Below are 26,241 nucleotides of genomic sequence, written 5' to 3' on the forward strand. Positions count from 1 at the left end.
GAATATAGAGGATTTGATAATGAACGTTATTCTGCTTGATAAAATCGCTAACCTGGGTAACCTGGGTGACCAAGTTGCAGTTAAAGCTGGTTACGCTCGTAACTACCTGCTGCCACAAGGTAAAGCTGTTGTTGCTAACGAAAGCAACGTTAAAGTATTTGAAGCTCGTCGCGCTGAATTAGAAGCTAAAATCGCTGCTGATCTGGCTGCTGCTAACCAACGTGCTGAGAAAATCGCTGCTCTGGAAGCTGTTGTTATTGCTTCTAAAGCGGGTGATGAAGGCAAACTGTTTGGTTCAGTTGGCAACCGTGACATCGCTGATGCAGTAACTGCTGCTGGCGTTGAACTGGCTAAATCAGAAGTTCGTTTACCATTAGGCGCTCTGCGTACTACTGGCGACTTCGAAGTTGAAGTTCAGTTACACACTGAAGTTAAAGCTGTTGTTAAAGTTTCTATCGTTGCAGAAGCTTAATTACATACTGCTTTAAACTAAAAAAACACCGCTTAGGCGGTGTTTTTTTATGGGCGCGATTTAGCATTGCTGTGTGAGTGGCTGTTTGTCACGTATTAACGCTAATCAGGCTTAGCCACTTGAGCGCAGTCAAGCCAGACGCTAAAACACATGCGCTATTGCTGAGGATTGCGGTTAAAAGGCGTAATACCAATCACATTAAATATCTAATCAGTTCAGAGCCTCACAGGCATTTCAATCCAAGGCGCATTGACGCAGAAATGGTCATTCCCTTTTAAGTCAATGCAACACCGGAGTGGGATGCCTGTGTGGCTCCCAAAGGGCGGGTTTCAACGCGCTTTATACTGCGTTTAAGGCTTTCGACAGAGCACCACTATGCCTTCAAGCCTTCGCCTTGTCTAAAGCGCGTTGAATTCCCGCTGAATGAACAGATATTTAATACGATTGGTATAAGCACTCGCGGTAGCACGCCCTGTAATTTAGAAATCGCCACCCCATAGTTAGTGATAGGCACCTGCCGCCGTTGACATTCACGGATGCGACGGAGCATTTCATTGCGGTTAAACATACAAGCGCCGCAGTGGATGACGAGGGCATATTGTTCTAAATCATCGGGAAAGTCGTGCCCAGATGTGACTATAAACTGGAGTTGTTTGCCGGTGTAGCTATTTATCCAGCGGGGAAGTTTAACTCGGCCAATATCGTCCTCCTGCACATTGTGACTACAGGCTTCGGCGATGAGCACTTTATTACCATCTTGCAATTTATCTAAAGCATCAGCTCCCGCAGCGAGAACGGCTAAATCGCCTTTAAATCGGGCAAATAAGGTTGAGAAGGTGGTGAGGGGGACAGCGTCTGGCACTGTGGCGGCGACTTGCTTAATCGCTTGAGCATCAGAAATCACCAGCTTAGGCGTAACCACTGATAATGCCTGCGTTAGTTCTGTTTCTTTGACGATCATTGCGATGGCGCTGCGATCAAGCGCCTCACGCAGTATCTGCACCTGTGGCAGGATCAATCGTCCCTTAGGTGCGGCCATATCGATAGGGACGACACAGAGAATGACATCCCCCGCTTGGTAGAGATCGCCCGCTAGGAGCGGCTCCTGCTTATACTCCGCAGGTGCTAATTCGACCATCAACTGCTTAAGTTGTTTACCCGCAAGACCTGTTGCGGCTGAGACCACAATAAAGGGTAAGGATTGAGTCTGGCAAAAGGCAATATCCTCAGCTTTGGGGAGGCAGATATCGGCTTTATTGAATACTACGAGTATTGGCATTTCTAATTGCTGTATTTCATCGATTAATGCCATGTCTGAGGGGCACAGCCCGTGCTCATCAACGACTAAGAGTGCCATATCGGAGCGAAACAACACTCTGCGAGTGGCGCTCACTCGCATCATTCCTAATGTCCCTTCATCGTCTATGCCAGCGGTATCGTAAAAGGTCACCGGCCCTAAGGGTTGTAACTCATAGGCCTTGGCCACGGCATCTGTGGTTGTGCCTTTAATATCGGATACTATCGAGATCTGTTGCCCTGCGATCATATTAAGTAGGGAGGATTTCCCCGAATTACGCCGACCGACCAAGGCGATATGGTAGCGCATTCCTCTTGGTGCCGATTGGGTTTGGCTATGCTCTTGTGGATTAATGCCTTGACACATATTGGGTCCTTTTTGAATCACCACGGCTAAAGGAGGGGATTAGCGCGTGGCGTTGAATTTGCTGGCAGACTTGGTTAAGTCGCTCTGCGGCTGGGTTTTGTTGCTGGTTTTTTCCCGGATAGATGCTGTAATCGCCACTGACTTGTGCTGGGGTGAAGGAGGGCATAAGCACATTACATCCGCGTTTGAGTGCCAGTTCCCTTGCGCCTTTTTCGAGGGCGTCGAGGGAACTGGTGGCAGGAATATTCGCCCCCGGGTTCATCAGTCGCAAAATAGCGCTAACCCTATGACTCTTAAGGGCGCTGCCATTGGGGGAAGTCGCAAACGGTGTTTGGTGATGGGCAATAAAGGGGCCACAGGCCAGCATATCGAGCTGCAACTCCGATAAATGCTGAATATCACACGCTAAAATCGCATCCGTCATTCCCGGTAAATCGACAATAATCCCTGAGCCAGTTTGATATCCCAGAGACTTAAGATAATTGAGCCTTGCAATGCGCTCGTCAAAATTGGCTTTAGGGCGACACCGAGCAAAGAGGGCGCGGTCAAAGGTTTCCATCTTGAGCAAATAGCGATCTGCGCCCGCCTCGCGCCATTTTTCCAGCTCTTGATGTTTGCGATCACCCAGTGACAGAGTGATTGCTAGATTGTGGTGACGTTTAATTTCAGTAATAAGGGCACTAATACGATTGCCGCTGTAGTTAAAGTCATCCCCCGATTGCAGCACCACAGTACCTAGTCCCAGCTCGGCAATGCTATCCACTGCGTTAAGGATTTCTTCGTTCGAGAGTCGATAGCGTGTTACCTGCCGATTTTCGGTGCGTAAACCACAGTAATGGCAGTGGTTACGACAGTGATTCGAAAACTCGACAATGCCGCGTAAATACACCTGTTGATTAAATTACCTCAGATCTGGTTAAGCCAGCACTAAATTAGAGCTATCTAACAGTTCAAGCTCCTGAGCTGTTAGATTTAACGATGGCTTTTCTTCTTTTAAACAATATGCAATCAATCCACCAAGTAGATTGAGCATGAACCCATGCTCGCTGCGGTGTCTTGAGTGTTCAATATAGGAAATGTTCTTCAATTGGTCATTCACTGTTTCAATGATGAATCGCTTTTTTAAGATTGCTCTATCCCATAGAGAAATAAACTTTTTCTTCATGTTCTTACGAACTGTGGTGATTAACTCAACGCCCTTTTCCAAAAGCTCACCTGTTAGGGCTTGGCTAATATAGCCTTTATCACCATAAAGCTTACCAAAAAGAGACTCAGCCATTTCACTGACAGGTTGCCTGTCATCGACATTACCTTTCGTCAGTTTTAACGCTACAATTTCACCCAAGTGATTGATAATAAGATGCAGTTTAAATCCAAACGACCAGCCCATAGTTCCCTTTCCATGTTCGGCAATGCCTTCAAAAACCTTATTTCGCTTCGCTCGAATAATATGACAGACTTCAATTTTAGTGGAGTCGACAAACTGAATTCCCGTTGGCTTTCCAAGCTTTGAAGTCAGATAGCTACACATAGGGACAACGACGCTAGGCATTAATGCAAGGAAACGAGTGTAGCTCAACAACTCTGGAAAATAGGGTTTTAGCTGGCGACAAACATAGTGCAGATAATAATTTTTGAAATCTCGGTAATGTGATTGATGGAAATGAATGATAATGGTCATCACTTCTGCGGGAGAAAGGCGACAAGGTCTATTACGCTTCATTTCACCATTATCAAGCAATAAGCGTTGCCAATGTGGGATAAATAACTGACAGAAATCATCGACATCACAGTAAGTTTCAACTAGTTTGTTCATGCTCGTTCCTTTTTCTAATCACTCTTGGTCGAATGATCGGATCAGGGAACGAGCATTTAGTTCCTTTTGGGAGCTAAATTCTTATCCGAAGCTCAGGTTAAATTGCAATTCAGTGGCGAGCTGGGCGCGACTAAATAACCATTCATCGTCTTGCCCCTGAAGTAGCGAAAGGATTTCGGCATAGGAAAACGCTGTGGACTTAAGCAACGTCGGTTTAATGGATGTTGGCTGAGTGACTGGCGCTGGCGGTCGAGGGCGAGTGATCATTAGTTACGCCCTTTATCTAGCTCAATCAAGCTCTGATACCAAAGATCGCCCACTGCGCGGCGGCATTCATCAACATAACGGCCTAGGGCTACTTCTACCGCTGAGTTTTGCTCACTGGGGATGCCTGTATCAAACCAATCGATTAAGCTGTTTGGCGCAAGACCTAAAGCAAGGATGTCAAACTCCAACCAAAGTCCTTGAGCCGAGGTGCAATTACTGTGGGCGTAGTGGCCGACAAAGAGTCTATCGCCAATCAGCAATATAGGTTGCAGTGGTAGCGCTTGGGTCGAAACTAAATTGACTGTCTCAGGAAACTGCGTTTTAAGCTCGGCGCACCAGTGGCGGGAAATCTCATACAGCTGCTCAACCTCTTGCAGCGGCATCTCGGGCCTTAGGATGGTGGCAAACTCATCCCGCCATAGACGAGTGGGCTCAAGTTTAATGAGGGTGAGTTGCTTTAAGCTGGCGTATTGTAGCCGCTGCAATAACAACTGCCCTACGGCATTATCGGCAAAATTACTGTAAATGGCCGCGTGTAGCACGATTTCATCAGCGCGTTCTATCGCATTCAGTAAGGCGCTAGTGTTAAGGCCGAAATGCAACTGCACGCCGAGATCTGAGAATAGATAAGATGCCATTTATAGATAGATATCCCGTTCACCCGCATCGGTTTTTTGCAAGCAGCCGCGCACATTGCGCGCCCGTGACGGGCTCATTTTAGCCAGTTCTCGCTCTATCAGCGCATTGCCAGCCTCGCGAGTCTTTTCACTGGCGTAATCGTTCAAATATTCCTTAAAGGTGATCAAGGCATTGGGCTGGCAGAATTTGCCAATAAACTGCTGTTTGGCTAATCCCATAAAGTGATCGCCAGTTCGTCCTTTGCGGTAACAACCCGTGCAGAAAGAGGGAATAGCATCTGAATCAGTCACTAGCTCATAAATAATATCGTCCATCTCTCGTTGATCACCAAGGCTGAATTGCTCGGCATCATGTTGATTTTGTTTGCTGTCTTGATAACCACCCGGTGCGGTACGCGAGCCTGCGCTGATTTGTGAAACCCCGAGTTCTAACAGTTCTTTGCGCAGCGCCGCACTTTCCCGCGTGCTCATAATCAGCCCGGTATAAGGCACGGCAAGGCGAGTGATGGCTACAATGCGCTTAAAGCAGTCATCATCGACCTCATAGGGCGGTTTTTCACTGATAGCCGAACCATGGGCAGGTTCAATCCGCGGAAAGGAGATGGTATGTGGGCCAACGCCACAGTCTTTTTCGAGTTGCTGAACATGGGTGAGCATGGCGAGCAGCTCAAATCTATGGTCATACAGGCCAAAGAGCGCGCCGATACCGACATCGTCGATTCCTGCTTCCATCGCCCTGTGCATGGCGTAGAGGCGGTATAAAAAGTCGGTTTTTTTACCTTTAAGATGGACTTGGCTGTAGGTGTCTTGATGATAGGTTTCTTGAAAGCATTGATAAGTGCCTATCGCCGCGGTTTTAAGTTGCTTAAAGTCCTCCACACTCATTGGCGCGCAGTTGACGTTGATACGACGAATTTCTCCGCCCTTGCCCTGCTTAACGCTGTACATGGTTTGAATACTTTCAACAATGGCTTGCACATTATTGCGTGGATGCTCGCCATAAACGGCAAGGATCCGTTTGTGACCCATTTCTTCAAGGATCGTAACCTCTTGGCGGATCTCATCCTGTTTTAAGGTTTTACGTTTGAGCTCATGGTTATCGGCGTTAAAGCCGCAATAACTACAACTATTGGCGCAATGATTCGACACATATAGCGGTGCAAACATCACAATACGATTGCCGTAAATGGTGTTTTTAATCTCACGGGCGACGGTAAAGAGTGCTTCATCCAAGGCCTTATCTTGGTTTTGCAGCAAAATGGCGGTCTCGCTAATGCTTAAGCCTTCACACTGGCGCGCCTTGTCGAGAATGGCGAGGACTTGCTCGCGACTTGGATTACTGGCGTCGTCAATGGTCTGCCAAATCGCTTTATCGTCGATAAAGCTGACGTTGGGATTATAGTCAGTGACGGTAATGGAATGATGCTCGTGTGTGCTCATGGTTATCTATGCCCTTGAGTATGAATGCGAAAATGCGGCAGTTGTGAGCAACTGCCGCTGGAGACTTAGCTATTTGCTTGTCAGCTGTTCACCATTAGTGGCGACGGGGGCAATTTCATTTTTAACCCACAGAGGGGTGTACTCAGCGGCATCATGGTAAGGCACATTACCGTGGAGCATCATGGCCTTGAAATCATCAAAGCGGTACACCGCGAGGAAAAGATGCACGGGTAAAAAGGCGGTTAACACTAAGCCTGACACTAAATGAGCCTGACCTAAAAACCACACTATATCCCGCGGCGCAGCGTGGGGGATAAGCCATAGCACTAGACCTGAGAGGATAAGCACTGTGCCGCCAATCAGTACGCAGGCACCAAAGAGTTTTTGGCCTGAGTTGTATTTGTTCATCGGTGGAATAGGCACTTTTTTACCCAGTAAGAATTTCTGTGGGTAGCCGCCTAACACCATAAACCATTTCACATCGCGCCCTGAGAAACTAAACACACGGGCGATAAACAGTACCACTCGATCGAATGCCATGATGGTAAATGCCACGGCATCGAGGGCCATAACAATCCCTGCAATAATGTGCACATCATAGGTTAGCTGCATACCTTCTTGGGAAAGCGGTTTAAAAAACAATAACAAACCTGTCGCGGCTAATGGCAAAAAGCTGAGCAGCAGGATGTAGTGGAAGATCCTGACGTTTAGCGGATGTTTTAAAATGGGTCTCATATCATGTTCTTGATGCATTTCTCATCTCCAATCAAGAGCTTAATTTAGTGCGATCGACAAAGTGGGTGTGTAGCAGCTCGTGGGACATATGTCCTAATGGCTCGCCACCGAACTCTTTGTAGTACTTTTCAACCGCGGGGTTGGCGTGGCTGACACGTTTTTTCGCTAGGCTATCGTCCTTATATAACCCTTGGCTTCTGGCCTTAATGTATTCATTCCGGCGCTCAAGCTTGCTGGTAAACCAGCCGATAGGGATCGCGAGCGCAGCCACAAACGCGGCACCGACAGCCATAAATTTACGGCGTGACAGAAAGAAACTGTCCTCGGCAAATAGGTGTTTTTTCTTGTTCATTTCTGTTTCCCGTTAAATGTTACCAAGCCATGAAGAGCCTTTACCCTCAATAGGTTGACCTCCACCGTTAACGCAACCACCTGCGCAGTTCATCACCTCAATAAAGTGGTAGGGAGAGGTGCCTGCCATCACATCGCGTAGCACGGGTTCGATGTTGTTGCCCATGTCATGCACTACGGCGACATTGACGGTCACATTTTGTTTAAGCTGGGTATCAAACAGGCTGACAGAGGCTGATTTCACCCCTTTTAATCCACGTACGGGTTCAAATTCCAACTTAGCCATTTCAGCGCCAGTCAGCACTTTATGGGCGGTACGCAGTGCCGCTTCCATCACCCCGCCGGTTGTACCAAAAATAGTGCCCGCGCCTGTGTATTCAGAGAACAAACTATCACCTTGATATTCCGCGGTATTAGCGAGATTGATATCAAGCAGTTTGAGTAACTGTGCCATTTCCCTTGTGGTGAGCACGGCATCAATATCTTGGTACGAAGGCGTGTTAGCCCCGTGTTCCTGATGATATTGCCAAGCCGAGTTAAATTCGGGGCGTGAGGCTTCGAGTTTTTTCGAGGTACAAGGCATCACAGAGACGGTGAAAATATTCTCCGGCTGCATTTGATACACCTTGGCGCCGTAAGTTTTGGCAACCGTTCCGGCCATTTGCTGGGGCGATTTGGCGGTTGACAGGTTGGGTAAAAGTGCAGGGTAGCGGGTTTCGAGGTAGCGTACCCAGCCCGGGCAGCAGGAGGTGAACTGCGGCAATGCACCTGCATTTTCTTCACCTTTCACATTGGCATGGAGGCGATGAATAAACTCACTGCCTTCTTCCATAATGGTGAGATCGGCGGCAAAGTTACAATCAAAAATCTTAAAGCCCGCCTGATTCATGGCGCCATAGAGTTTACCTGTCACCAGTTCGCCCGTGCCTAAGCCAAATTCTTCACCAATCGCCACCCGTACCGCAGGGGCGATAATGCCAACGACGGTGGTATTCTTATCGGCGAGTTTTTTAATCACGGTTTCAAGGGCGCTGTGCTGAAGAATCCCCTGATGATTTACAAATAAATCATCAAATTAGGGTGGAAGCGCATCTTGTTGCATGATCAAATGGTTTCGCCAAAAACTACACTTGGACAACAAGATGCGCGAAGCCAATATCCTACAACATTCTTTACACCAATACTGCCCAGAACTTCACCTAAAACGATTAAACAGCTTGATGCTGGCCTCTAAGGCACTGATTGAATGTAAGACACTGACCTTGACTGAGTTAGGTCGAAATTTACCAACCACGGCCCGAACCAAGCACAACATCAAGCGCATTGATCGTTTGCTCGGCAACACGCATCTGCATCAAGAACGGTTAGCTGTCTACCAATGGCATGCCAGCCTCATCTGTTCTGGTAACCCTATGCCGATTGTGCTCGTCGATTGGTCAGACATCCGAGAGCATAAACGCATCATGGCTCTGCGCGCCTCAATAGCCTTCAATGGCCGCTCTATTACCCTGTATGAGAAGTCCTATCCCCTATCAGAACAATGCTCTAAGGCCTCCCACAACGGTTTTTTAGCGGACTTAGCCAAGATTTTACCTTTGCATGTTACCCCTCTCATCGTGACTGACGCGGGGTTCAAAGTGCCTTGGTACAAAGAGGTTGAGGCGCATGGTTGGTTTTGGCTAAGCCGTATTCGCGGTACAGTTCAATTTGCAGATATTGGCGCTGAAAATTGGCGTGCAGTTCGCAGTACACATGACTTGGCCAACGGTCAAGCGAAGAGCCTGGGTTGTAAGACCTTGACCAAAACTAACCCTATCAATTGCCATCTCACGCTTTATCGTAGCAAACCTAAGGGGCGTACAAATCAGCGTTCAACGAGGACTAATTGCCACCATCCATCGGCAAAAACGTACTCAACATCGGCGAAAGAGCCTTGGGTGTTAGCCAGCAATTTACCACCAGAATCTCGGAGCCCAAAGCAGCTGGTAAACCTGTACGCCAAACGTATGCAAATAGAGGAAACCTTTCGTGACCTCAAAAGCCCGGCATACGGCTTTGGCTTACGCCAAAGTCGTACCAACAGTCCAGAGCGATTCGACATCATCCTACTGATAGCGTTGATGGTTCAATGCCTGTTGTGGCTAGTTGGTTTACACGCACAGCAACAGGGCTGGGATAAGCATTTTCAGGCCAATACCATTGGGCATCGAACGGTACTCTCAACGATTCGCTTGGGATTGGAGGTACTCAGGCGGCCTGATTATCAAATCACGGAGAAAGAATTGCTGGCGGCCTGGGTATTATTCGCCAATCAGTTGCTCAAATATGGCTATGCTATGGCTGATTTATGAGGGGATCCTTCAGGGCGCTGTGGGTTTCTTCAATGGCGCTAAAGGGGCAGTTGATTAAACACTGTCCGCAACTTAAACATTTATCTTCATCGATAGAGTGCGCTGCACCCGAGGCACCATTAATGGCGTGGGTTGGGCAGAACTGTTTGCAAGCATCACATCCTTTGCATTTGGATGCATTAATCTTGATCAGCCCTTGGATTTCTCCTGGTTGATAAGTTGTCGCTGTCATAGAATTTTGCGTTCCTCATTTTCAACCTGAATTATATTTTCAGTGTTATTTAATGTGTTTGTTAAGTGCTTATGTTGACGGTTACATTTAATTTGTGAAATTTTAGGCGGCTGGATGATAGGAAATTGAACCTATGAAAAACATGATGGTGATCAAGTTTTATGGTTTTTGATAAAACAGGTGTTTTTAATAGTTTTATTTGCGTTTTTTGAGTTTTTTTGAGAAATAAAAATAACAATCTTGGTTAGTTTTATAGTGGTGATTTTTATATTTTTTTATTTAAATACAGTGTGTTATTTTTCTTTTTGTGTTTGCCTACCACTATTTGTGATGTTTTAAAGGCTTAGATTGAAATTTGTTGGTTAATGTGGCTTTTATCACTGGATTTTATTTTTAGGTTGGACAAATTGTCCATGTGTAGTCTTGCTTTAAATAATACTAATTAAGACGCTTTGATTGAGTTTTTGGTGAATTGATAATGCGGTAGATCACAAATTGATAAATTACATAAAATAAAAACCGTCCAAGGAATATTTCTTGGACGGTTTTTAAAGATGCTTAATTTATATTGATTAAATTAAACGGTTCATATTAGTTAATTCCATTATCATTAATCATGACAGATTAATAATAATTAGTTTCTTACTAAATCCAGTTCTTTAATCAGATTATCGGCATGGTCAACTTCATCCATCATCCATAGGATATAACGAATATCCACGTGCACGGCACGGGTGATGGTGGGATTGAAGAACCAATCCTTAGTAATCGCTTCGTAGGTGGAGTCGAAGTTAAGTCCTACAAGTTCCCCTTTGCCGTTAAATACGGGTGAGCCTGAGTTGCCACCTGTGGTATCTACGCTCGATAAGAAGTTAACTGGTACTGAGTTGAATTCTTCTGGCTTGTCCAAACAAGAGAACAGACGGCAAATCCAGCCACGGGGATCTTGGTAGACAGATTTCACTAAGTGATCGCCAAAACGTTGCTCGTGAATCGCATCGAGCAATTTTTTCGGGGCATTATAGGGCTCAACACCGGTGTGCTTAGCTACTATCCCATCAAGACGTGTAAATGGCTGTTTGTACAGCGCATCGCGGGATTGATAACCATCGACCATACCGTAGCTGATGCGTAGCGTACCGTTAGCATCGGGATACACTGGCCAATTGTTGGCTTTGTAGTAGTCGATAACGGCTGCCATGTAGGCTGGGCGAGCGGTAGACAATTTACCTGCAAGGATTTTTTCTGCTTTTTCCTGCGCCATATTGGTGTCATACAGCGCGACTGCAAGGCGGATAAACGGATCGCTGCTGGTTTCGAAGGCCTTGGCATCGGCGTTCATCCAGGCCAAACGTTGCGCTTGGTCTGTCAGAGTGGTCAGCGAATACAGGCCGTCGAGTTTAGCCTCTAGACTGACGTTTTTATCGTCCAAATTCAGCATATTGTCTAAGGCCGCAACACGGTTTGGCTGCGATAAATAAGCATTTAAATCTTGTAACCAGAGGGTTTTATCGACTTTAACATCAAAACTAGAGTCGATACGTTTTAAGCGCGAGCTGAACATGGCTAAGTCGCGCTCTTGGTAACCGATTTCACGCTCGGCATCGCTCTTTTGCTTTTCTTTCGCTAAGCGGTAGAGGTTGTTGGCCGCAGTGAGCAGTGTGCTCGATTGGGCGTTGGTGAAGTAATAATTGGTTTGGGTTTGCAGTTGCTGCTCGGCCAGTAACACTTCTAGTTCGCTGATAAGATTTTGATTAAGGCTAGGGTTTTTCTTTAACCAAGCCAGAAAGTCATCTTCACGTTGCTGCTTAATGCCGACGATATCCGTGGCTTTAAAGCCAGCCAGCAGACCATTGAGTTTTTTCATCCGGTTCGCCATAGACGCCATATTGCCCGCATATTTAATCGCGATGTCGGCATCTTCCTGACCCATGGCTTCGATAGTATCAATCTGTAATTGATAGCGTTTTGCCTGAGTTGGATACAACCAATCACTAGCAAATTTAAGCTCGCTAGTGAGATTGTAACGGTTGGTCGTGCCAGGATAGCCTGCCACAAACACGCCATCGCCGGCTTTGACGCCATCGGCGTTCACTTTTAAATAGCTTTTGGGCGTATAAGGAATGTTATCTTCGCTGAAAGCCGCAGGTTTTCCGTCTTTACCCACATAAGCCCGTAGGAAGGCAAAATCACCCGAGTGGCGTGGATACTCGTAGTTATCAATATCACCACCGTAACCACCAACACTTTCAGGTGGTGCATACACTAGGCGCACATCGCGGATCATCAATTGCTTGATGAGGTAATATTCCAAGCCATTGTGGAAGCTGCGAACGTTACAGCGGTAGTTATCATCGGCTTCACAGCTTTTGATTAAGGCTTTACTGTGATTCTCAATCTCTTCGTAGCGTTTGAGTGGATCTTGGCTTAAGTCTTTAGTTACCTCAGCGGTGACATTGGTCACGGCTTCGGTGATGTATAAACGCTCATTGGGACCGGCCGACGGTTCTTTATCCATTGAGCTGGCTAAAAAGCCTTGTTCGAGATAGTTATGCTCTTTCTTAGTGTTATATTGTATCGCCTTGTAGGCACAATGATGGTTTGTCACAACTAGCCCTTGGGGCGAGACAAAACTGGCGGTACAATAGCCCAGCCCGACAACGGCGTTCATTGGATAACTGGTGAGATCGGCCAGCTTATCTGCGGGAATATCGATTCCACGCGCGCTGAGTTTGTCTGCAATAGAAGGCATTTGATAAGGTTGCCATTGCCCTTCATCGGCTGTTGCAATGCCAGAGGTCAGTACTAAGGCTGCAACCAATGCAATACGCATGTTCTTTCCTTATTTTTAGTTTGAGTATCCGTTGGGTGAGATAACAGGCCTGTGAAACCACCTGTTTGCTTGACGGGGTTTTATATCATATTTTGTTAAGTTGTTGGAAATCGGGAGTGTTAATGTCACAACAAGGTGCTTTTAAGCCTAAGAGTAAGCCAAGGGATTTGCAGGTCGATAGCCTCAAGCTACCGCCGCATTCAATTGAGGCTGAACAATCGGTATTAGGCGGCCTCATGTTAGACGCCGACGCTTGGGATAAAGTGGCTGAAACCGTAGTGAAGGAGGATTTTTATTCTCGCTCGCACCGGATGATTTTCGCCGCCATGCACCGTTTAGTCGAAACAGGCCAACCTATCGACTTAATTACGGTTTCTGAACAGCTTGAGCTTGAAAACCAACTTGAAGAAGCGGGCGGCTTTGCCTACTTGGGCGAGATTGCCAAAAACACCCCGAGTGCGGGCAACATTGTTTCCTATGCTGAAATTGTCCGTGAGCGCGCAGTCGTACGCGAGATGATCCGCGTTGCTCATGAGATTGCCGATGCGGGTTATAACCCTGAAGGCCGCGATTCCAGCGCTCTACTCGATTTAGCCGAGAGCAAAGTCTTTAAAATTGCTGAGCAGCGCACCAATGCTAACGAAGGCCCTGAAGGCATCAAAACCATTCTGGAAAAAACCGTTGATAAGATTGAGCAGCTCTACAACAATCCACACAATGGTGTAACCGGGGTATCGAGTGGCTTTACTGATCTCGATAAAATGACAGCAGGCTTTCAATCCGGCGACTTGATCATCGTGGCGGCGCGTCCGTCGATGGGGAAAACGACCTTTGCGATGAACCTGTGCGAACAGGCGGCGATGAATGAAGACAAGCCCGTGCTTATTTTCAGCCTCGAGATGCCCTCAGAACAGATCATGATGCGTATGTTGGCCTCTTTAGGGCGGGTTGATCAAACCAAAATCCGTACCGGACAACTCGATGATGAGGATTGGGCGCGGGTATCCTCGACCATGGGCATTATGCTTGAGCAAGGTAAGATGTATATCGATGATGGTTCAGGCTTAACGCCGACCGAAGTGCGCAGCCGTGCCCGCCGTATTGCCCGCGAGCATGGCGGATTATCGATGATCATGGTCGACTACTTGCAGCTGATGCAAGTGCCGGCATTATCGGACAATCGTACCCTTGAAATTGCTGAAATCTCTCGTTCTCTTAAGGCATTAGCTAAAGAATTAGAAATCCCCGTTATCGCACTTTCCCAGCTTAACCGCTCGCTCGAACAACGTGCCGATAAACGCCCTGTGAACTCGGACTTACGTGAATCAGGTTCTATTGAGCAGGATGCGGATCTCATCATGTTTATTTACCGTGATGAGGTGTATAACAACGACTCTCCCGATAAGGGCACGGCGGAAATCATTATCGGTAAACAGCGTAACGGCCCAATTGGACGTGTGCGCTTGACCTTCCAAGGCCAGTTTTCCCGTTTTGATAACTATGCAGGTCCTCAGTTTGAAGAAGATTAATTCCCGGTGTTAGAAGATAAGCAAAGCTTATGTATTCTTTTTATTTCCAGACTTTTCCAAATAGACAAGGCAAATTTTGAAACCTTTTCCTCGAGCAGAAATTAGCAGTACTGCACTGCAAAACAACCTCGCCGTTTTACGCCAGCAGGCGAGCAGCAGCCAAGTGATGGCGGTGGTGAAAGCCAATGGTTATGGTCATGGATTATTAAATGTCGCTCATTGTTTACATACTGCCGATGGTTTCGGCTTAGCCCGTTTGGAAGAGGCATTAGAACTGCGCGCAGGTGGTATTAAGGCGCGTTTATTATTGCTGGAGGGATTTTTTCGCAGCACCGACTTACCTTTGTTGGTGGAGCACGATATCGATACTGTGGTGCACCACGAATCGCAAATCGAGATGTTAGAACAGGCAAACTTAACGAAGCCTGTCACCGTGTGGCTAAAAGTCGATTCGGGGATGCATCGTTTAGGGGTCACGCCTGAACAATTCACTGCGGTTTATGCGCGTTTGGCAGCTTGCGAAAATGTTGCCAAACCTATTCATTTGATGACCCACTTTGCCTGTGCTGATGAGCCAGATAATCATTACACTCAAGTACAAATGCAAACCTTTAACCAGTTAACTGCGGATTTACCTGGGTTTAGAACCTTAGCCAACTCGGCGGGTGCGCTTTATTGGCCTAAAAGCCAAGGGGATTGGATCCGTCCAGGCATTGCGCTCTATGGCGTATCTCCTGTCACAGGAGATTGCGGTGCGAACCATGGTTTGATCCCCGCGATGAACTTAGTCTCACGTTTGATCGCGGTGCGCGATCATAAAGCGGGTCAACCTGTAGGTTATGGTTGTTACTGGACAGCCAAACAAGATACTCGCCTTGGCGTTGTCGCTATTGGCTATGGTGATGGCTATCCGCGGAATGCGCCTGAAGGCACGCCTGTATGGATAAATGGTCGCCGAGTGCCGATTGTTGGCCGCGTATCTATGGATATGTTAACCGTAGATTTAGGCCAAGATGCAGCGGATCAAGTCGGTGATGATGTGCTACTTTGGGGGCAGGCTTTACCCGTAGAGGAGGTGGCCGAACACATTGGTACCATCGCCTATGAATTAGTGACTAAACTGACTCCAAGAGTAGCTGTTTGCTTAGCATAGTTTGCTCAAATTAGAATGACAAAACGGCGCTAATGCGCCGTTTTTCTTTATCTAGCATACAGTTAATCGATTTACTGATTGGCTATCAGGTTTGCTCTAGTGGAGCAAAGCGTACCCGTTACAGCCAACCAAACATCCAATGTTTTCCTACAAACTTATGATATTTAATTAATTTTCGAAGCAAACTTCGATAAATGCAGTTCCGTAAGAACTGGTAAATGGCATGATAATTTTGGTGCCGTTGGCTTTATGGGAAATTGTATGCCCTTGACCTGAAACGACCATTGGTGTTGCCATTTCGAATTCGTAACCCTTTTGTCCTAAAAGATTTTTTGCGCCCCCCGTAACCATATTAGTGATTTCACCCACCAGATCGGTTACTTCTTCATTTATTTTGCCGGGGTTTTCGCCCAGCATATTTTGCATGATTTGCAGTACCAGTTTTTGCTCAAACGTAATTGAAAGTGAGCCTTTGGTTTGTGGCCCAACCATACCAATCAAACCTGATACATCGCCTTTGGCTAAGTTGTCAGTTTTGATTTGGGGTTTACCTGGCGTGAGCTCTAGGCTGGCCATGGTCGAAATAACATTGAGCAGCGACTGCAAAAAAGGATTAATAAAATTGACGTTCATGCTTCAGTGTGTCCTCTTATGAACTTAAGCCTTATGGTCACCACGTAATTAAGGGTAGTCGAAAAGTGGCTTGACCACAGCAATCTTAATCACACTCTATCAGCTTAGATGACACAAATGGAAATGTGAGGTTAATTTCACGATTTTCTTGTTATTTATCGTAAAAGTCTTTTTACCAAAAGCCACGCTACAAGCGGTAAAAGAGTCGCGTATTCTGCATGCCCCCTCAATGAGTCCAAAGGCACGTTTCCACCGAAAGGTTGATGATTCGAATGAGCATGCCGTTAGGCTATAGTGCGATAGCTTGAATGTATGCGAAAGATTTTTGAAGGAAATTTTCATTTCTATCATAGGCGTATCTTTAACCCTACCAATGTAGCTACAGTCGTTTTGCTGTGCCTAACAACTATAAACGGCTTAAACTGTGATTTACATTAAATTATAATGTAAATGATAATAATTATTGATCACAAAAATAATTTTACATATATTAGCGGGCGATTAACAGGTGGGGGACATCTGTTACAGGGTTTAGTCCGCAACAGGAATGCTTTAAATGAAATTTGCAAAACGTCGCAATGGTCGAGTCACGCTTGGTGCCCATGTTTTAGGTTCGTTAACCATAGGGATGGCGGTTTCTGCTATCCCTGCTATGGCCGCGGAGCAGGCACAAGTCGCAGATAAAAAAGTTGAACATATTGAGGTCAATGGTGAGTACTTGGGTTATAACACCCGCAAAGTACAATCGGGTAAATTTACCGAAGACCTGCTCAATACTGCGAAAACTGTAACAGTCATCAATCAAGATCTGATCAAAGATATGGGCGCGCAGAGTTTTACTGATGCGCTACGAGCGACGCCTGGTATTACCTTGGGTACTGGCGAAGGGGGGAACCCCTACGGTGATAGGCCGTTTATTCGTGGATACGATGCTCAATCCTCTACTTTTATCAATGGTATGCGTAATGTGGGTTCACAAAGCCGTGAAACCTTTAACATTGAACAAATTGAAGTCCTGAAAGGCCCAAGCTCTGTCTATAACGGCCGTGGCGCGGTTGGCGGTAGCATTAACATTGTGACCAAAAAAGCTCAGGCTGAAGATTTTATTAACGCCGATGTTGCCGTGGGGACTGATGCCCTCAAACGTGCCAATGTTGATATTAACCATGTGATTACCGATGAAGCTGCGGTTCGTGTCAACATGATGGCTCACGATGCTGACACTCCTGGGCGTGATGAGGTCACAGGTAATCGTTGGGGCGTTGCACCGTCAGTTACTTTTGGGTTAACGACGCCAACTAAAGTGACCCTTGAATATTATCATTTTGAAAACCATGATATTCCTGATTATGGTATTCCCTACGATCAGGCGACAGGCAAACCTGCCGATGTCGATCCAGACAATTTCTATGGCTTATTATCGCGGGATTTTCGCGATACGATGGACGATACAGCTTCGGTGTTGATCAGCCATGATTTTAACAACGACATGCAGTTCACTTCGACGTCTATCTATAGCCGTAACAGCAATTACTATATTGTGACTAACCCAGACGACACCACTGGCAACGTGGCTAATGGTTATGTTTGGCGAAACACTAAGTCGCGCCATTCGGTCACTAAAACCCTAGCGACTCAATTGCAACTCTCGGGTGAAGCAAAACTTGCAGGAATGACTAACCGTTTTGCAGTCGGGACTGAACTCAGTAACGAACGTACTAGCAATTTGAGTTACACCGTCGATACGGGCAATGGTCGCAACGCGGGTTGTAATCAGGCAATGCTGGATAACTACAACTGTACGTTGCTGGATAACCCGAATCCCCACGATCCTTGGGTTGGTACGATTACACTTGGTACCGATGCGACAGTGACTGAAACCGATACTCGCTCTATCTATGCCTTTAATACGATTGAGTTAACTGAAGCATGGATGGTTAACGCAGGTATCCGCTGGGATGACTATACCACCAGTGCTGAGAACTCAACCTCTCGATTCAGCAATGATGCTGATTTCTTCAACTACCAATTGTCGGTGCTATATAAGCCCGCAGAAAATGGCAGTATCTACGCTGCGTGGGGCACTTCCTCTAATCCACCTGGCACGTCCAACGGAGATGGGGCAGATCGTCTTGGCAGCACTAATGCCGATTTAGAACCAGAAGACACCGAAAGCTACGAGTTAGGCACTAAATGGGATCTTTGGGAGGGGCGTTTATCTCTGAATGGCTCTGTATTCCAAATCGAGAAAAACAATGCCCGCGTTGCGACCTCTGGCGATCGTAATGCACCGCAGGAAAACGTCGGCGAGCAAAAAGTCAAAGGCTTTGAAATCGGCTTTTCCGGTGACTTTACTAAAGATTGGCATGGTTTTGGTGGTTATACGTATTTGGACGCTACCCTCGAAAGCAATGGTTACAACGCAGCGCAAAATGGTAATCGCTTCCCTAATACAGCCAAAAATAGCCTAAGTTTATTCACCACTTACGATATTACCGAGCAGTTAACGGTCGGCACGGGTGCCTATTATATGGACAAAGTGTATGGCAATACGGCTAATACGCTGTCAATTCCGTCTTACTGGCGTTTTGATTTGACCTCATCCTATAAGATGAGCGAATTCTTGACCTTACGCCTGAACGTTCAAAATCTAACGGACGAGCGTTATTACGATAAAGCGTACACCGCGCACTTTGCCAATATGGCGCCTGGACGTTTGGTGATGTTAAGTGCCGATATGCACTTTTAATATCAGTGAATGACGATTTGAATGGCAGCCCTAGGGCTGCCTTTGATGTTTATGCTTTCCTTAAGGTTTGAAGATGCTTATTGAAATTCCTCATGTTTTTTCTAAACAAGAAGTCAATCAGTTACGTGAACAACTCGATGCTCGCACTTGGATTGATGGCAATCAAACATCAGGCGTGATGGCGAGTACCCGTAAGCGCAATCAGCAGTTGGATAAAGACGATCCCGTTGCGATTGGCATCGGTGAATTGATTATGGAGCGCTTGTTAGCTCATCCTTTATTTGTCTCGGCAGCACTTCCATTACAGTTTTATCCGCCCTTGTTTAATCGTTATCAAGGTGGAGAAACCTTTGGTTATCATATCGACAATGCAATTCGCTCGACGAGTGACGGTATGGTGCGTACCGATCTGTCTGCCACCTTATTTTTAAGCGAACCAGACACTTATCAAGGTGGTGAGCTGGTCATCCAAGATACCTATGGCCAGCAAAGCATTAAGCTGGCGGCGGGATCTTTGGTGTTATACCCGTCAACGAGTTTACATCAGGTTACGCCTGTCACATCAGGTGAGCGAACCGCCGCCTTTATGTGGCTACAGAGCATGGTGCGCGATGAGGGGCAGCGCCGCTTGTTATTTCAACTCGATCAATCGATTCAATCTTTGACGTTGCAGGCCGCGCCTGAACAAGAGCTGTTTAATCTAACGGGTGTTTATCATAACTTGCTCAGGCGTTGGAGCGAGTTGTAGCTTTGGTTCAGAGTCGGCTCCTGTTCCTGCATTATCTCCACAAAGCAGGCGGTTTAGGGTATAATCCCGCTTGCTCTGAGGGGCAATAAAACAGTAAACGTTAACTCGTTTACTGTTTTTGTATTTTTACGCTGGCGCTGTATTGCTCATCTGCTGCTTAAGTTAAGGCGCTTTATCCCTCAAAGTTTGAACTTACTGGCAAATTTTAATTACTTGAGTCGATAGTCACGTGTTGAAAAATAATCTTAATGATGGTCTACAGCTCGACCGCACCTTTTCCATTGCACCGATGCTCGATTGGACGGATCGTCATTACCGTTATTTTGCGCGCTTAATGTCGGCTAATGCTTTGCTGTATACCGAGATGGTGACCACCGGCGCGATTTTGCATGGCCGTGGCGATTATCTTGCCTATAACCAAGAGGAACATCCTCTGGCATTACAATTAGGCGGCTCTAATCCTGCTGAACTTGCGCGCTGCGCCAAACTGGCCGCTGAGCGCGGTTATGATGAAGTGAATCTCAATGTGGGCTGTCCTTCGGATCGGGTGCAAAATGGTCGCTTTGGAGCCTGTTTGATGGCTGAACCTGAGCTGGTGGCTGAATGTGTCGATGCCATGAAGCAAGTGGTTGATATTCCTGTGACGGTAAAAACGCGCATCGGGATCGATGAGCAGGATAGCTATGAGTTTTTGACTCACTTTATTGATACTGTCATGGCTAAAGGCTGTGGTGAGTTTATAATCCATGCGCGTAAGGCTTGGCTGCAAGGCTTAAGCCCGAAGGAAAATCGCGAGATCCCGCCCTTAGACTACGAACGTGTTTATCAACTCAAACGTGATTATCCGACGCTTAATATCAGCATTAACGGTGGCATCACTAGCCTTGAACAGGCCCAAACCCACTTGCAGCACTTAGATGGTGTGATGGTAGGACGTGAGGCTTACCAGAATCCTTATATGTTGGCGCAGGTTGACCAACTGCTCTGCGGCAGCCAGAAGACGGTGATTAGCCGTGAGGCTGTGATTGAAGCGATGGTGCCCTATATCGAGGCTCACTTGCAGGCGGGCGGACGCCTAAATCATATCACTCGCCATATGATTGGCTTATTCCAAGGTTTGCCTGGTGCCCGTGCGTGGCGTCGTTATTTAAGCGAAAACGCCCATAAAAACGGTGCGGGCATAGAGGTGGTAAAGCAGGCTTATTTGAGTATTCAAACAGAAATAATTGCTCAATAATCATTCGATTTAAAAAGTGGTGAGATTCACTAAACGTTGTAGTATTTTTCACCACTTTACCTTTCCTAAATATCTCGCTTATCTCGTTCTAGCTTAAAATAAATTTTTAAATCTAATTAAATTAGTGCGTTAGGTTTTATTTGATAAGTTGGCACGCCCTTTGTAATAGTCCCTATGTCAAGTTAATCAATCGAAAGGGACGACATCATGTTTACTTCAAATGTTAAAAAATCAGTTCAAGCAAGTGTGTTATTCGGTGCATTAATGGCGAGTGTTACAGCACATGCTGAAGCGGCTCCTGTATCTGATGTTATGAGCGCCATTGAGCAAACTCTTAGCACCCAAGCGCAGGAGTTGTTAGTGAATACAAAGCGTGAATTGGTGTTATCGCTGCAAACGCAACTGGCTGAAAGTATCTATGACTTTAACAGTCAACTAACACTGAGCGCGGATACCCAAACTGATTCGGCAACCACAGGTGAATTGAGCGCGAATAAGTAAGGATCTGCCTATGTGGTTTGTAGCACCTCTAATGACTTTGCTACTGCTACCAGTGATTAGCCTCGCGTTGTTTTCAGGCATTATCTGCTGGTTTCAGTGGCATAGTGTCAGCGATAAGTAACTCATAAAATTTTGGTGTTCAAAATGAAACGAGCGCAAATACGAATGAACAATTCACAACGTTTGGTCTGTGGTGTTGCATCAGGTATGGCGTGGCAATTTGGTTGGTCCTGTTTTTGGACGCGAGTGGTATGGGCGGGGGCAATTCTGTTTATGCCAGGCGTGAGTCTACTGGTGTATTTTGTGTTGGCTTTGCTTGTAGAACAATGGAAAAGACCGATTTAAGCCAAGTTTTTGTACTCTAGATTGTGGGACATTAATGGGACAGCCTATACACGTTTATGGCCACAATCGTTAGCGAGATGCTATCAACAAGAGGGCACATTGACCCTCATGCCAATAATGAGCACTTGCTAAGTGAGTATCACTTTTTAAGAAAAGCCTGGAATCTGGCTTTTGCTTCATCACTTTTAAGTCTTGCACTAAATTGTTCTAATTCTTGATGCATTTGGTGTTGCACACGGTTTTTATGCGGTCGCATCAATTGACGGGTAATTTGCAGCGCCTGCGGTGGTTGATTGGCTAGTTTTTTCGCTTGGTTAAAGGCATAAACCAATAACTCTTCTTGGGCGATCACATCGTTAATGATGTTCAGTCTGTGGGCGGTATCAGCATCAAAACTTTCTCCGAGCAGCAATAATTCAGCTGCTTTTTGATAACCCACTAATTCGGGTAGGAGTAAACTCGCGCCCGCTTCAGGGACCAAGGCTAAATTAACAAAGGGCAGTTGAAACTTAGCTGTATTGTCTGCGTAAACTAAATCGCAATGAAGTAGCACAGTGGTACCAATACCAACAGCCGCACCAGAAACGGCAGCGACCAGTGGTTTTTTGAGCTCTAATAAACAAAATAAGAAGCGTACCGCAGGATGGTTTGGCCCTAAGTCACTATTTTTCAAAAAGTCTGCAACATCATTGCCCGAGGTGAAACAATTATCTTCACCATGGAGCATAAAGGCACGAATGTCGTTGTCTGCTTCACCTTCGATCAGGTATTCTGTCAGTTGTTTATACATATTAAGATCAAGTGCATTGCGTTTATCTGGGCGATTAAAGCTGATAACACGAACGCCCTGATCATCCCGAACCTGTATATGACTCATGGGTTGTTTTCCTTTACGACGACATTGGGTAGACATGGAGTTTAAGACATTGAAACCGATATTCAAACAGATGTTTAATTGTGTTGCCTTATCCTGTGCTTCATTTTCTGTTTTCGCCAACGTAGTGATGACTGAAGGTCATGTACGTGCAATGCCTGATACCGTTCCAAATACTGCCGCTTACTTTACGCTCGAAAATCACAACGATAAAGCCGTACGCTTGATTGGCGTGACAACCGACGTAGCGAACGAAGCGCAATTGCATGCCATTATTGAAGAGCAAGGTATGGTAAAAATGCGCCATGTTGAAGGCTTTGATATTCCATCCCATGGAAAATTAACCCTGATGCCATCGGGGGAGCATGTCATGCTAATTGGGCTTAAGGCTCCATTAGTGTTAGATCAGCAAGTTAAGCTGCAATTAGAGTTTAACGATGGCGAAAAAATGACGATTACATTGCCTGTCGCTAAGCAGGCCGAGAATGCTGCTGAACCCGAGCATCATCACCATCATTAAGGAGTCGCTTGATGCAAATCACATGGAAGAAGGTCACTGGAGTTAGTTTATGCGTTGTTTTAATTGGTTATGTTGTGAGTGTCTGGTGGAGTATCGAGCCTGATCCGCTGACGCCACAACAGCTTACTGCCACAGAAAAGAATGTTGTTGGTTATGCGACCACAACCTCTTTGATTATGACCGTTGAAACGCTGCTGGATAAGCAAGGTGGTTGGCTATCGAATGATGTTATGCCACCCTCAATCTTTATGGATAACATGCCCGCCTTTGAGTATGGCGCTTTAGAGCAAGCGCGTGATTTGGCGCTGATTATGCGTAAAGAGTTTAGCCGTTCACAGTCGCAATCTACCGCTGATAAAGATTTGAGTGAAGCGCAGGCTAAGTTAAACATCGACCATACCAGTTGGTTAGTGCCGAGTGCTGAAAGCGAATACCGCGATGGTATTAAGCTACTTAAGTTGTACCGGGCGCGAATGATGGATCCGAATAATCAAGATGCACAGTTTTATGCCCGCGCAGATAACCTTAATGAGTGGCTCAAAGAAGTGCAAAAACGTTTAGGCAGTATGTCGCAACGGTTATCTGCAAGTGTAGGTCAAGAACGTCTTAACACCGATTTAGCGGGGGATAATGCTGCGCGTCAATCAACCCCTAATTTAGCCAGCCATCAGGTGAAAACCAGCTGGTGGAAAATTGATGATGTGTTTTATGAGAGCCGAGGCGCCTCATGGGCATTACTGAATTTTATGCGTGCAGTTGAAGTCGATTTTGCTGACGTGCTGAAAAAGAAAAATGCTGAAGTGAGCCTAAAACAGATCATTCGTGAACTAGAGGCAACTCAGCAAACGGTTTGGAGCCCTGTTGTGCTTAATGGCAGTGGTTTCGGTCTAGTCGCTAATCATTCATTGGTTATGGCTAACTATGTATCCCGTGCAAATGCCGCGGTGATTGATTTAACGAACTTGCTATCTCAAGGTTAATTATGAAAAAAATACTCCTGGCCAGTGCAGTATTAGGCTGCATAATGGCTACATCAGCTCACGCGGCCACTGTGGTTGGTTTTAAAATAGGTGGCGATTATTGGCGCGCCGATACTAGCGGTACTTTTTCCGATAAAGGTCAGCCACAACAAGGTTTTGACTACAGCTCATCAGCGCAGGGTAGCTATTGGTTTGCCGTTGAACACCCACTGCCTTTTGTGCCAAATCTGAAAATTCGTGAAAACAGTCTTGATCAAAAAGGTAGCTTGGCGAACGCTGATTTCAGCTTTAATGGTCATGATTTTAAAGGTAATGTGACCAGTTATACCGATCTGAGCAACACCGATTTTGTGTTGTATTACGAACTGCTGGATAACGATATTTTATCTTTTGATTTGGGCGCAGCTTATAAGTTGATGAATGGCTCTCTGCGTGTCCAAGATGCAGGTCATCCAGAAGAGAAAGACGTAGATAGCGGAATTGTTATGGGGTACGCCAGTACCCATGTGAGCATGCCGGGTTTAGGCTTATTTGGCTTTGCAGATTTAATGCTTGGGGTGAATGAGTCGAATGTACACGATTATGCGGTCGGTTTAGGCTGGCAGTTTGATGGTGTTGCGGTGGATACCCGTGTGCGCGTTGGCTATCGTGAGTTTGCCTTTGATGTGAATAATTTCTCTGGCATTAGTGCTGACTCAAAGTTTGATGGCTATTTCGCTGGCGTTGAAATTGACTTCTAAGTCGTAATTCTGACAATAAAAAACCGCCAATCTTGGCGGTTTTTTTATTGGACAATATTGCTTAACTTATTCAGCTTTTAGGCCGTTGTTAATAGCAATAACATCATCTTCGTTTAATGTACCCGCTGCTTGTTTCAGTGCAACAATCGAGTTGATGTAGCTGTAACGCGCATCTGATAATTTACGTTTTGAGTCGTACAGATCGCGTGTACGGTTCAATACGTCAACAATAGTACGAGTACCAACTTCGAAGCCTGCTTGCGTAGCCTTTAATGCACTTTCAGATGAAATTACAGACTGTTCGTAAGCACGGATAGAGCTGATTGACGCCCCCACGTTGTTGTAGTTATTACGAACGTTTTTCACTACGCTACGGTAGGTTTGTTCCAACTTCTCGCTTGCCTCAACATATTGGAACTGCGCTTCTTTGACTTGTGATGAGACTTTAAAGCCTTCAAAAATCGGAATACTTAAGTTAATGCCTGCGCTCATGTTGTCAAAATCAGGTTCATTCGAATTACCTAATTTTTGCTCTAAACCTTTGCTATAACCAGCATTTAAGCTTAGTGATGGCATATGGCCTGCTTTATAGAGGCTAATGGTCTCTTGAGCGATATCTTTGCCAATACGTTGAGTCATTAGATCGACGCTATTGGTCTCGGCAATTTTTAACCAATCACTAGATGAACTCGGTGCTGGTGTGACTGCTGAGAAGCGGTTAGTGTCGAGTACGTTTAAGGCTTTGTGATCGATACCCGTGATTTCGCGCAGTGCTTCATAACTATTGGCAAGGGTATTTTCTGCCAAAATTTCAGAGGCTGAGGCTAAGTCATATTGTGCTTGAGCTTCATGAACGTCAGTAATCGCAGTTAAACCAACGGCAAAACGTTGTTTAGTTTGCTCAAGTTGACGCTCAATCGCGCGTTTTTCTGCACCTTGGAACTCGTAGTTATCTTTGGCCGTTAATACATCAAAGTAGGCTTTAGTCACGCGAGTGATCAAATTTTGCAGTGCCGATGCATAGGTTGAGTCAGCTTGAGAAGCGGCTTTCTCCGCAAGGCTTAAACCTACCCAAGCACTATGGTCATAAATGACTTGATTGAGCTTTAGGTTGCCAGTCAGGCCGCTGCTATCATCTCGAGGATCATTCCATGCCTTGTCATAACCCACGTTTGCACTGATAGTCGGTAACAGTGGCGCACGATTTTGTTCAATCTTTTCAAACAAAGCGTTACGTTGCGCTTGCGCTTGCAACACGAGTGGATCACTTGTCAGTGCCTGTTGATAAATTTGCAGTAAATCATCTGCTTGAACCGCAGGAGCGGAAGCGGCTAGAGTTAATGCTACGCATAGAGAACGGATCTTAAATTTCATTTGCTGTCCTTATTAGACAAAATCTCCAAAAGGAGAAATATATAACTTCGTTTAGACTAA

General features: G+C 45.9%; 25 protein-coding genes and 2 pseudogenes. 13 read left to right on the forward strand and 14 right to left on the reverse strand.

What is annotated here, in order from left to right:
• Nucleotides 1–19 precede the first annotated feature (19 nt).
• Nucleotides 20–472 (forward strand): 50S ribosomal protein L9, encoded by a 453-nt coding sequence (gene rplI / locus FJD32_RS03935; RefSeq protein ID WP_037422085.1) that lies wholly within the window; start codon nucleotides 20–22, stop codon nucleotides 470–472.
• Nucleotides 473–780: 308 nt separating this feature from the next.
• Entirely contained in the window at nucleotides 781–972 is a 192-nt protein-coding gene (locus FJD32_RS25025) for a hypothetical protein (protein WP_140907819.1), read from the forward strand.
• Here FJD32_RS25025 and hydF read toward each other — a convergent pair.
• The 9 genes and pseudogenes from hydF to FJD32_RS03980 all read right to left on the reverse strand — a co-directional run.
• Nucleotides 924–2,135: pseudogene (gene hydF / locus FJD32_RS03940) on the reverse strand ([FeFe] hydrogenase H-cluster maturation GTPase HydF); the annotation flags it as partial. The gene FJD32_RS25025 and the pseudogene hydF sit on opposite strands and share 49 nt — an antisense overlap.
• The gene (gene hydE, locus FJD32_RS03945) at nucleotides 2,119–3,024 is read right to left on the reverse strand and encodes a [FeFe] hydrogenase H-cluster radical SAM maturase HydE (RefSeq protein ID WP_240199987.1); all 906 of its coding nucleotides are present in this window, start codon (nucleotides 3,022–3,024) and stop codon (nucleotides 2,119–2,121) included. The gene hydE and the pseudogene hydF, both read right to left, overlap by 17 nt.
• A gap of 27 nt (nucleotides 3,025–3,051) precedes the next feature.
• On the reverse strand, nucleotides 3,052–3,951 hold the full coding sequence (locus FJD32_RS03950) for an IS982 family transposase (protein ID WP_088585327.1): 900 nt from the start codon (nucleotides 3,949–3,951) through the stop codon (nucleotides 3,052–3,054).
• Between the two features lie 81 nt (nucleotides 3,952–4,032).
• Entirely contained in the window at nucleotides 4,033–4,218 is a 186-nt protein-coding gene (locus tag FJD32_RS03955) for a hypothetical protein (RefSeq protein ID WP_240199988.1), read from the reverse strand.
• Complete coding sequence (locus FJD32_RS03960; protein ID WP_099457469.1) at nucleotides 4,218–4,856, reverse strand: hypothetical protein; 639 nt, start codon at nucleotides 4,854–4,856, stop codon at nucleotides 4,218–4,220. Before FJD32_RS03960 ends, FJD32_RS03955 begins: the two co-directional genes overlap by 1 nt.
• On the reverse strand, nucleotides 4,857–6,296 hold the full coding sequence (hydG, locus tag FJD32_RS03965; RefSeq protein ID WP_140906880.1) for a [FeFe] hydrogenase H-cluster radical SAM maturase HydG: 1,440 nt from the start codon (nucleotides 6,294–6,296) through the stop codon (nucleotides 4,857–4,859). It lies immediately after the preceding gene.
• A 69-nt stretch (nucleotides 6,297–6,365) separates the two neighbouring features.
• Nucleotides 6,366–7,049 carry a cytochrome b/b6 domain-containing protein gene (locus FJD32_RS03970; RefSeq protein WP_055647693.1) on the reverse strand — a complete coding sequence of 228 codons (684 nt, stop codon included), beginning with the start codon at nucleotides 7,047–7,049 and terminating at the stop codon, nucleotides 6,366–6,368.
• 13 nt (nucleotides 7,050–7,062) lie between these two features.
• Nucleotides 7,063–7,383, reverse strand: coding sequence for an iron hydrogenase small subunit HydB (gene hydB, locus FJD32_RS03975; RefSeq protein WP_023268564.1), 321 nt, complete (start codon nucleotides 7,381–7,383; stop codon nucleotides 7,063–7,065).
• Nucleotides 7,384–7,395: 12 nt separating this feature from the next.
• Entirely contained in the window at nucleotides 7,396–8,427 is a 1,032-nt protein-coding gene (locus FJD32_RS03980; protein ID WP_140906881.1) for a [FeFe] hydrogenase, group A, read from the reverse strand.
• Nucleotides 8,428–8,524: 97 nt separating this feature from the next.
• On the opposite strand from FJD32_RS03980, the gene FJD32_RS03985 reads away from it, so the two are divergent.
• Nucleotides 8,525–9,733, forward strand: a complete 1,209-nt coding sequence (locus tag FJD32_RS03985) for an IS4-like element IS10A family transposase (protein ID WP_001206290.1) — start codon at nucleotides 8,525–8,527, stop codon at nucleotides 9,731–9,733.
• Nucleotides 9,734–9,743: 10 nt separating this feature from the next.
• On the opposite strand, the pseudogene FJD32_RS03990 reads toward FJD32_RS03985, so the two are convergent.
• Nucleotides 9,744–9,965, reverse strand: a pseudogene (locus tag FJD32_RS03990) (4Fe-4S binding protein); the annotation flags it as partial.
• A gap of 634 nt (nucleotides 9,966–10,599) precedes the next feature.
• Nucleotides 10,600–12,798: a S46 family peptidase gene (locus FJD32_RS03995; RefSeq protein ID WP_140906617.1), complete on the reverse strand. Its 2,199-nt coding sequence runs from the start codon at nucleotides 12,796–12,798 to the stop codon at nucleotides 10,600–10,602.
• A gap of 122 nt (nucleotides 12,799–12,920) precedes the next feature.
• On the opposite strand from FJD32_RS03995, the gene dnaB reads away from it, so the two are divergent.
• Together dnaB and alr are read left to right on the forward strand one after the other, a co-directional pair.
• On the forward strand, nucleotides 12,921–14,327 hold the full coding sequence (gene dnaB, locus FJD32_RS04000; RefSeq protein ID WP_037422109.1) for a replicative DNA helicase: 1,407 nt from the start codon (nucleotides 12,921–12,923) through the stop codon (nucleotides 14,325–14,327).
• A gap of 76 nt (nucleotides 14,328–14,403) precedes the next feature.
• Nucleotides 14,404–15,480 (forward strand): alanine racemase, encoded by a 1,077-nt coding sequence (gene alr / locus FJD32_RS04005; RefSeq protein ID WP_055647696.1) that lies wholly within the window; start codon nucleotides 14,404–14,406, stop codon nucleotides 15,478–15,480.
• 168 nt (nucleotides 15,481–15,648) lie between these two features.
• Here alr and FJD32_RS04010 read toward each other — a convergent pair whose 3' ends face one another.
• The gene (locus FJD32_RS04010; protein WP_037422113.1) at nucleotides 15,649–16,113 is read right to left on the reverse strand and encodes a chemotaxis protein CheX; all 465 of its coding nucleotides are present in this window, start codon (nucleotides 16,111–16,113) and stop codon (nucleotides 15,649–15,651) included.
• Nucleotides 16,114–16,669: 556 nt separating this feature from the next.
• Here FJD32_RS04010 and FJD32_RS04015 point away from each other — a divergent pair.
• The 5 genes from FJD32_RS04015 (at nucleotide 16,670) to FJD32_RS04035 (ending at nucleotide 21,693) form a co-directional block, all read left to right on the forward strand.
• Complete coding sequence (locus tag FJD32_RS04015) at nucleotides 16,670–18,862, forward strand: TonB-dependent siderophore receptor (protein WP_055647697.1); 2,193 nt, start codon at nucleotides 16,670–16,672, stop codon at nucleotides 18,860–18,862.
• A 73-nt stretch (nucleotides 18,863–18,935) separates the two neighbouring features.
• Complete coding sequence (locus tag FJD32_RS04020; protein ID WP_055647698.1) at nucleotides 18,936–19,610, forward strand: Fe2+-dependent dioxygenase; 675 nt, start codon at nucleotides 18,936–18,938, stop codon at nucleotides 19,608–19,610.
• A 229-nt stretch (nucleotides 19,611–19,839) separates the two neighbouring features.
• Nucleotides 19,840–20,847: a tRNA dihydrouridine(20/20a) synthase DusA gene (gene dusA, locus FJD32_RS04025; RefSeq protein ID WP_055647699.1), complete on the forward strand. Its 1,008-nt coding sequence runs from the start codon at nucleotides 19,840–19,842 to the stop codon at nucleotides 20,845–20,847.
• 207 nt (nucleotides 20,848–21,054) lie between these two features.
• The gene (locus tag FJD32_RS04030) at nucleotides 21,055–21,348 is read left to right on the forward strand and encodes a hypothetical protein (RefSeq protein WP_037422125.1); all 294 of its coding nucleotides are present in this window, start codon (nucleotides 21,055–21,057) and stop codon (nucleotides 21,346–21,348) included.
• A gap of 144 nt (nucleotides 21,349–21,492) precedes the next feature.
• Nucleotides 21,493–21,693, forward strand: coding sequence for a PspC domain-containing protein (locus tag FJD32_RS04035; RefSeq protein ID WP_037422129.1), 201 nt, complete (start codon nucleotides 21,493–21,495; stop codon nucleotides 21,691–21,693).
• 139 nt (nucleotides 21,694–21,832) lie between these two features.
• On the opposite strand, the gene FJD32_RS04040 is transcribed toward FJD32_RS04035, so the two are convergent.
• A complete protein-coding gene (locus FJD32_RS04040; RefSeq protein WP_037422131.1) occupies nucleotides 21,833–22,570 on the reverse strand; it encodes an enoyl-CoA hydratase-related protein in 738 nt (245 codons plus the stop codon).
• 34 nt (nucleotides 22,571–22,604) lie between these two features.
• On the opposite strand from FJD32_RS04040, the gene FJD32_RS04045 reads away from it, so the two are divergent.
• From FJD32_RS04045 to FJD32_RS04055, 3 genes are read left to right on the forward strand one after another with little or no spacing between them, the layout of a single operon-like run.
• On the forward strand, nucleotides 22,605–23,087 hold the full coding sequence (locus tag FJD32_RS04045) for a copper chaperone PCu(A)C (protein ID WP_140906616.1): 483 nt from the start codon (nucleotides 22,605–22,607) through the stop codon (nucleotides 23,085–23,087).
• An 11-nt stretch (nucleotides 23,088–23,098) separates the two neighbouring features.
• Entirely contained in the window at nucleotides 23,099–24,067 is a 969-nt protein-coding gene (locus tag FJD32_RS04050; protein ID WP_037422138.1) for a DUF2333 family protein, read from the forward strand.
• A gap of 2 nt (nucleotides 24,068–24,069) precedes the next feature.
• Nucleotides 24,070–24,807, forward strand: coding sequence for a TIGR04219 family outer membrane beta-barrel protein (locus FJD32_RS04055; RefSeq protein ID WP_037428021.1), 738 nt, complete (start codon nucleotides 24,070–24,072; stop codon nucleotides 24,805–24,807).
• Nucleotides 24,808–24,873: 66 nt separating this feature from the next.
• Here the strand turns inward: FJD32_RS04055 and tolC are convergent, their stop codons facing one another.
• Nucleotides 24,874–26,181: an outer membrane channel protein TolC gene (gene tolC / locus FJD32_RS04060; RefSeq protein WP_037422145.1), complete on the reverse strand. Its 1,308-nt coding sequence runs from the start codon at nucleotides 26,179–26,181 to the stop codon at nucleotides 24,874–24,876.
• Nucleotides 26,182–26,241: the final 60 nt, after the last annotated feature.

Source organism: Shewanella sp. LC6 (genome assembly GCF_006385735.2).
Lineage (GTDB): Bacteria > Pseudomonadota > Gammaproteobacteria > Enterobacterales > Shewanellaceae > Shewanella > Shewanella xiamenensis.

Coding starts and splice junctions, on each gene's coding strand:
- rplI (WP_037422085.1), top strand. CDS start 20: ATGAACGTTATTCTGCTTGATAAAATCGCTAACCTGGGTAACCTGGGT.
- FJD32_RS03950 (WP_088585327.1), bottom strand. CDS start 3,951: ATGAACAAACTAGTTGAAACTTACTGTGATGTCGATGATTTCTGTCAG.
- FJD32_RS03955 (WP_240199988.1), bottom strand. CDS start 4,218: ATGATCACTCGCCCTCGACCGCCAGCGCCAGTCACTCAGCCAACATCC.
- FJD32_RS03960 (WP_099457469.1), bottom strand. CDS start 4,856: ATGGCATCTTATCTATTCTCAGATCTCGGCGTGCAGTTGCATTTCGGC.
- hydG (WP_140906880.1), bottom strand. CDS start 6,296: ATGAGCACACACGAGCATCATTCCATTACCGTCACTGACTATAATCCC.
- FJD32_RS03970 (WP_055647693.1), bottom strand. CDS start 7,049: ATGCATCAAGAACATGATATGAGACCCATTTTAAAACATCCGCTAAAC.
- hydB (WP_023268564.1), bottom strand. CDS start 7,383: ATGAACAAGAAAAAACACCTATTTGCCGAGGACAGTTTCTTTCTGTCA.
- FJD32_RS03985 (WP_001206290.1), top strand. CDS start 8,525: ATGCGCGAAGCCAATATCCTACAACATTCTTTACACCAATACTGCCCA.
- FJD32_RS03995 (WP_140906617.1), bottom strand. CDS start 12,798: ATGCGTATTGCATTGGTTGCAGCCTTAGTACTGACCTCTGGCATTGCA.
- dnaB (WP_037422109.1), top strand. CDS start 12,921: ATGTCACAACAAGGTGCTTTTAAGCCTAAGAGTAAGCCAAGGGATTTG.
- FJD32_RS04010 (WP_037422113.1), bottom strand. CDS start 16,113: ATGAACGTCAATTTTATTAATCCTTTTTTGCAGTCGCTGCTCAATGTT.
- FJD32_RS04015 (WP_055647697.1), top strand. CDS start 16,670: ATGAAATTTGCAAAACGTCGCAATGGTCGAGTCACGCTTGGTGCCCAT.
- FJD32_RS04020 (WP_055647698.1), top strand. CDS start 18,936: ATGCTTATTGAAATTCCTCATGTTTTTTCTAAACAAGAAGTCAATCAG.
- FJD32_RS04030 (WP_037422125.1), top strand. CDS start 21,055: ATGTTTACTTCAAATGTTAAAAAATCAGTTCAAGCAAGTGTGTTATTC.
- FJD32_RS04035 (WP_037422129.1), top strand. CDS start 21,493: ATGAAACGAGCGCAAATACGAATGAACAATTCACAACGTTTGGTCTGT.
- FJD32_RS04040 (WP_037422131.1), bottom strand. CDS start 22,570: ATGAGTCATATACAGGTTCGGGATGATCAGGGCGTTCGTGTTATCAGC.
- FJD32_RS04045 (WP_140906616.1), top strand. CDS start 22,605: ATGGAGTTTAAGACATTGAAACCGATATTCAAACAGATGTTTAATTGT.
- FJD32_RS04050 (WP_037422138.1), top strand. CDS start 23,099: ATGCAAATCACATGGAAGAAGGTCACTGGAGTTAGTTTATGCGTTGTT.
- FJD32_RS04055 (WP_037428021.1), top strand. CDS start 24,070: ATGAAAAAAATACTCCTGGCCAGTGCAGTATTAGGCTGCATAATGGCT.
- tolC (WP_037422145.1), bottom strand. CDS start 26,181: ATGAAATTTAAGATCCGTTCTCTATGCGTAGCATTAACTCTAGCCGCT.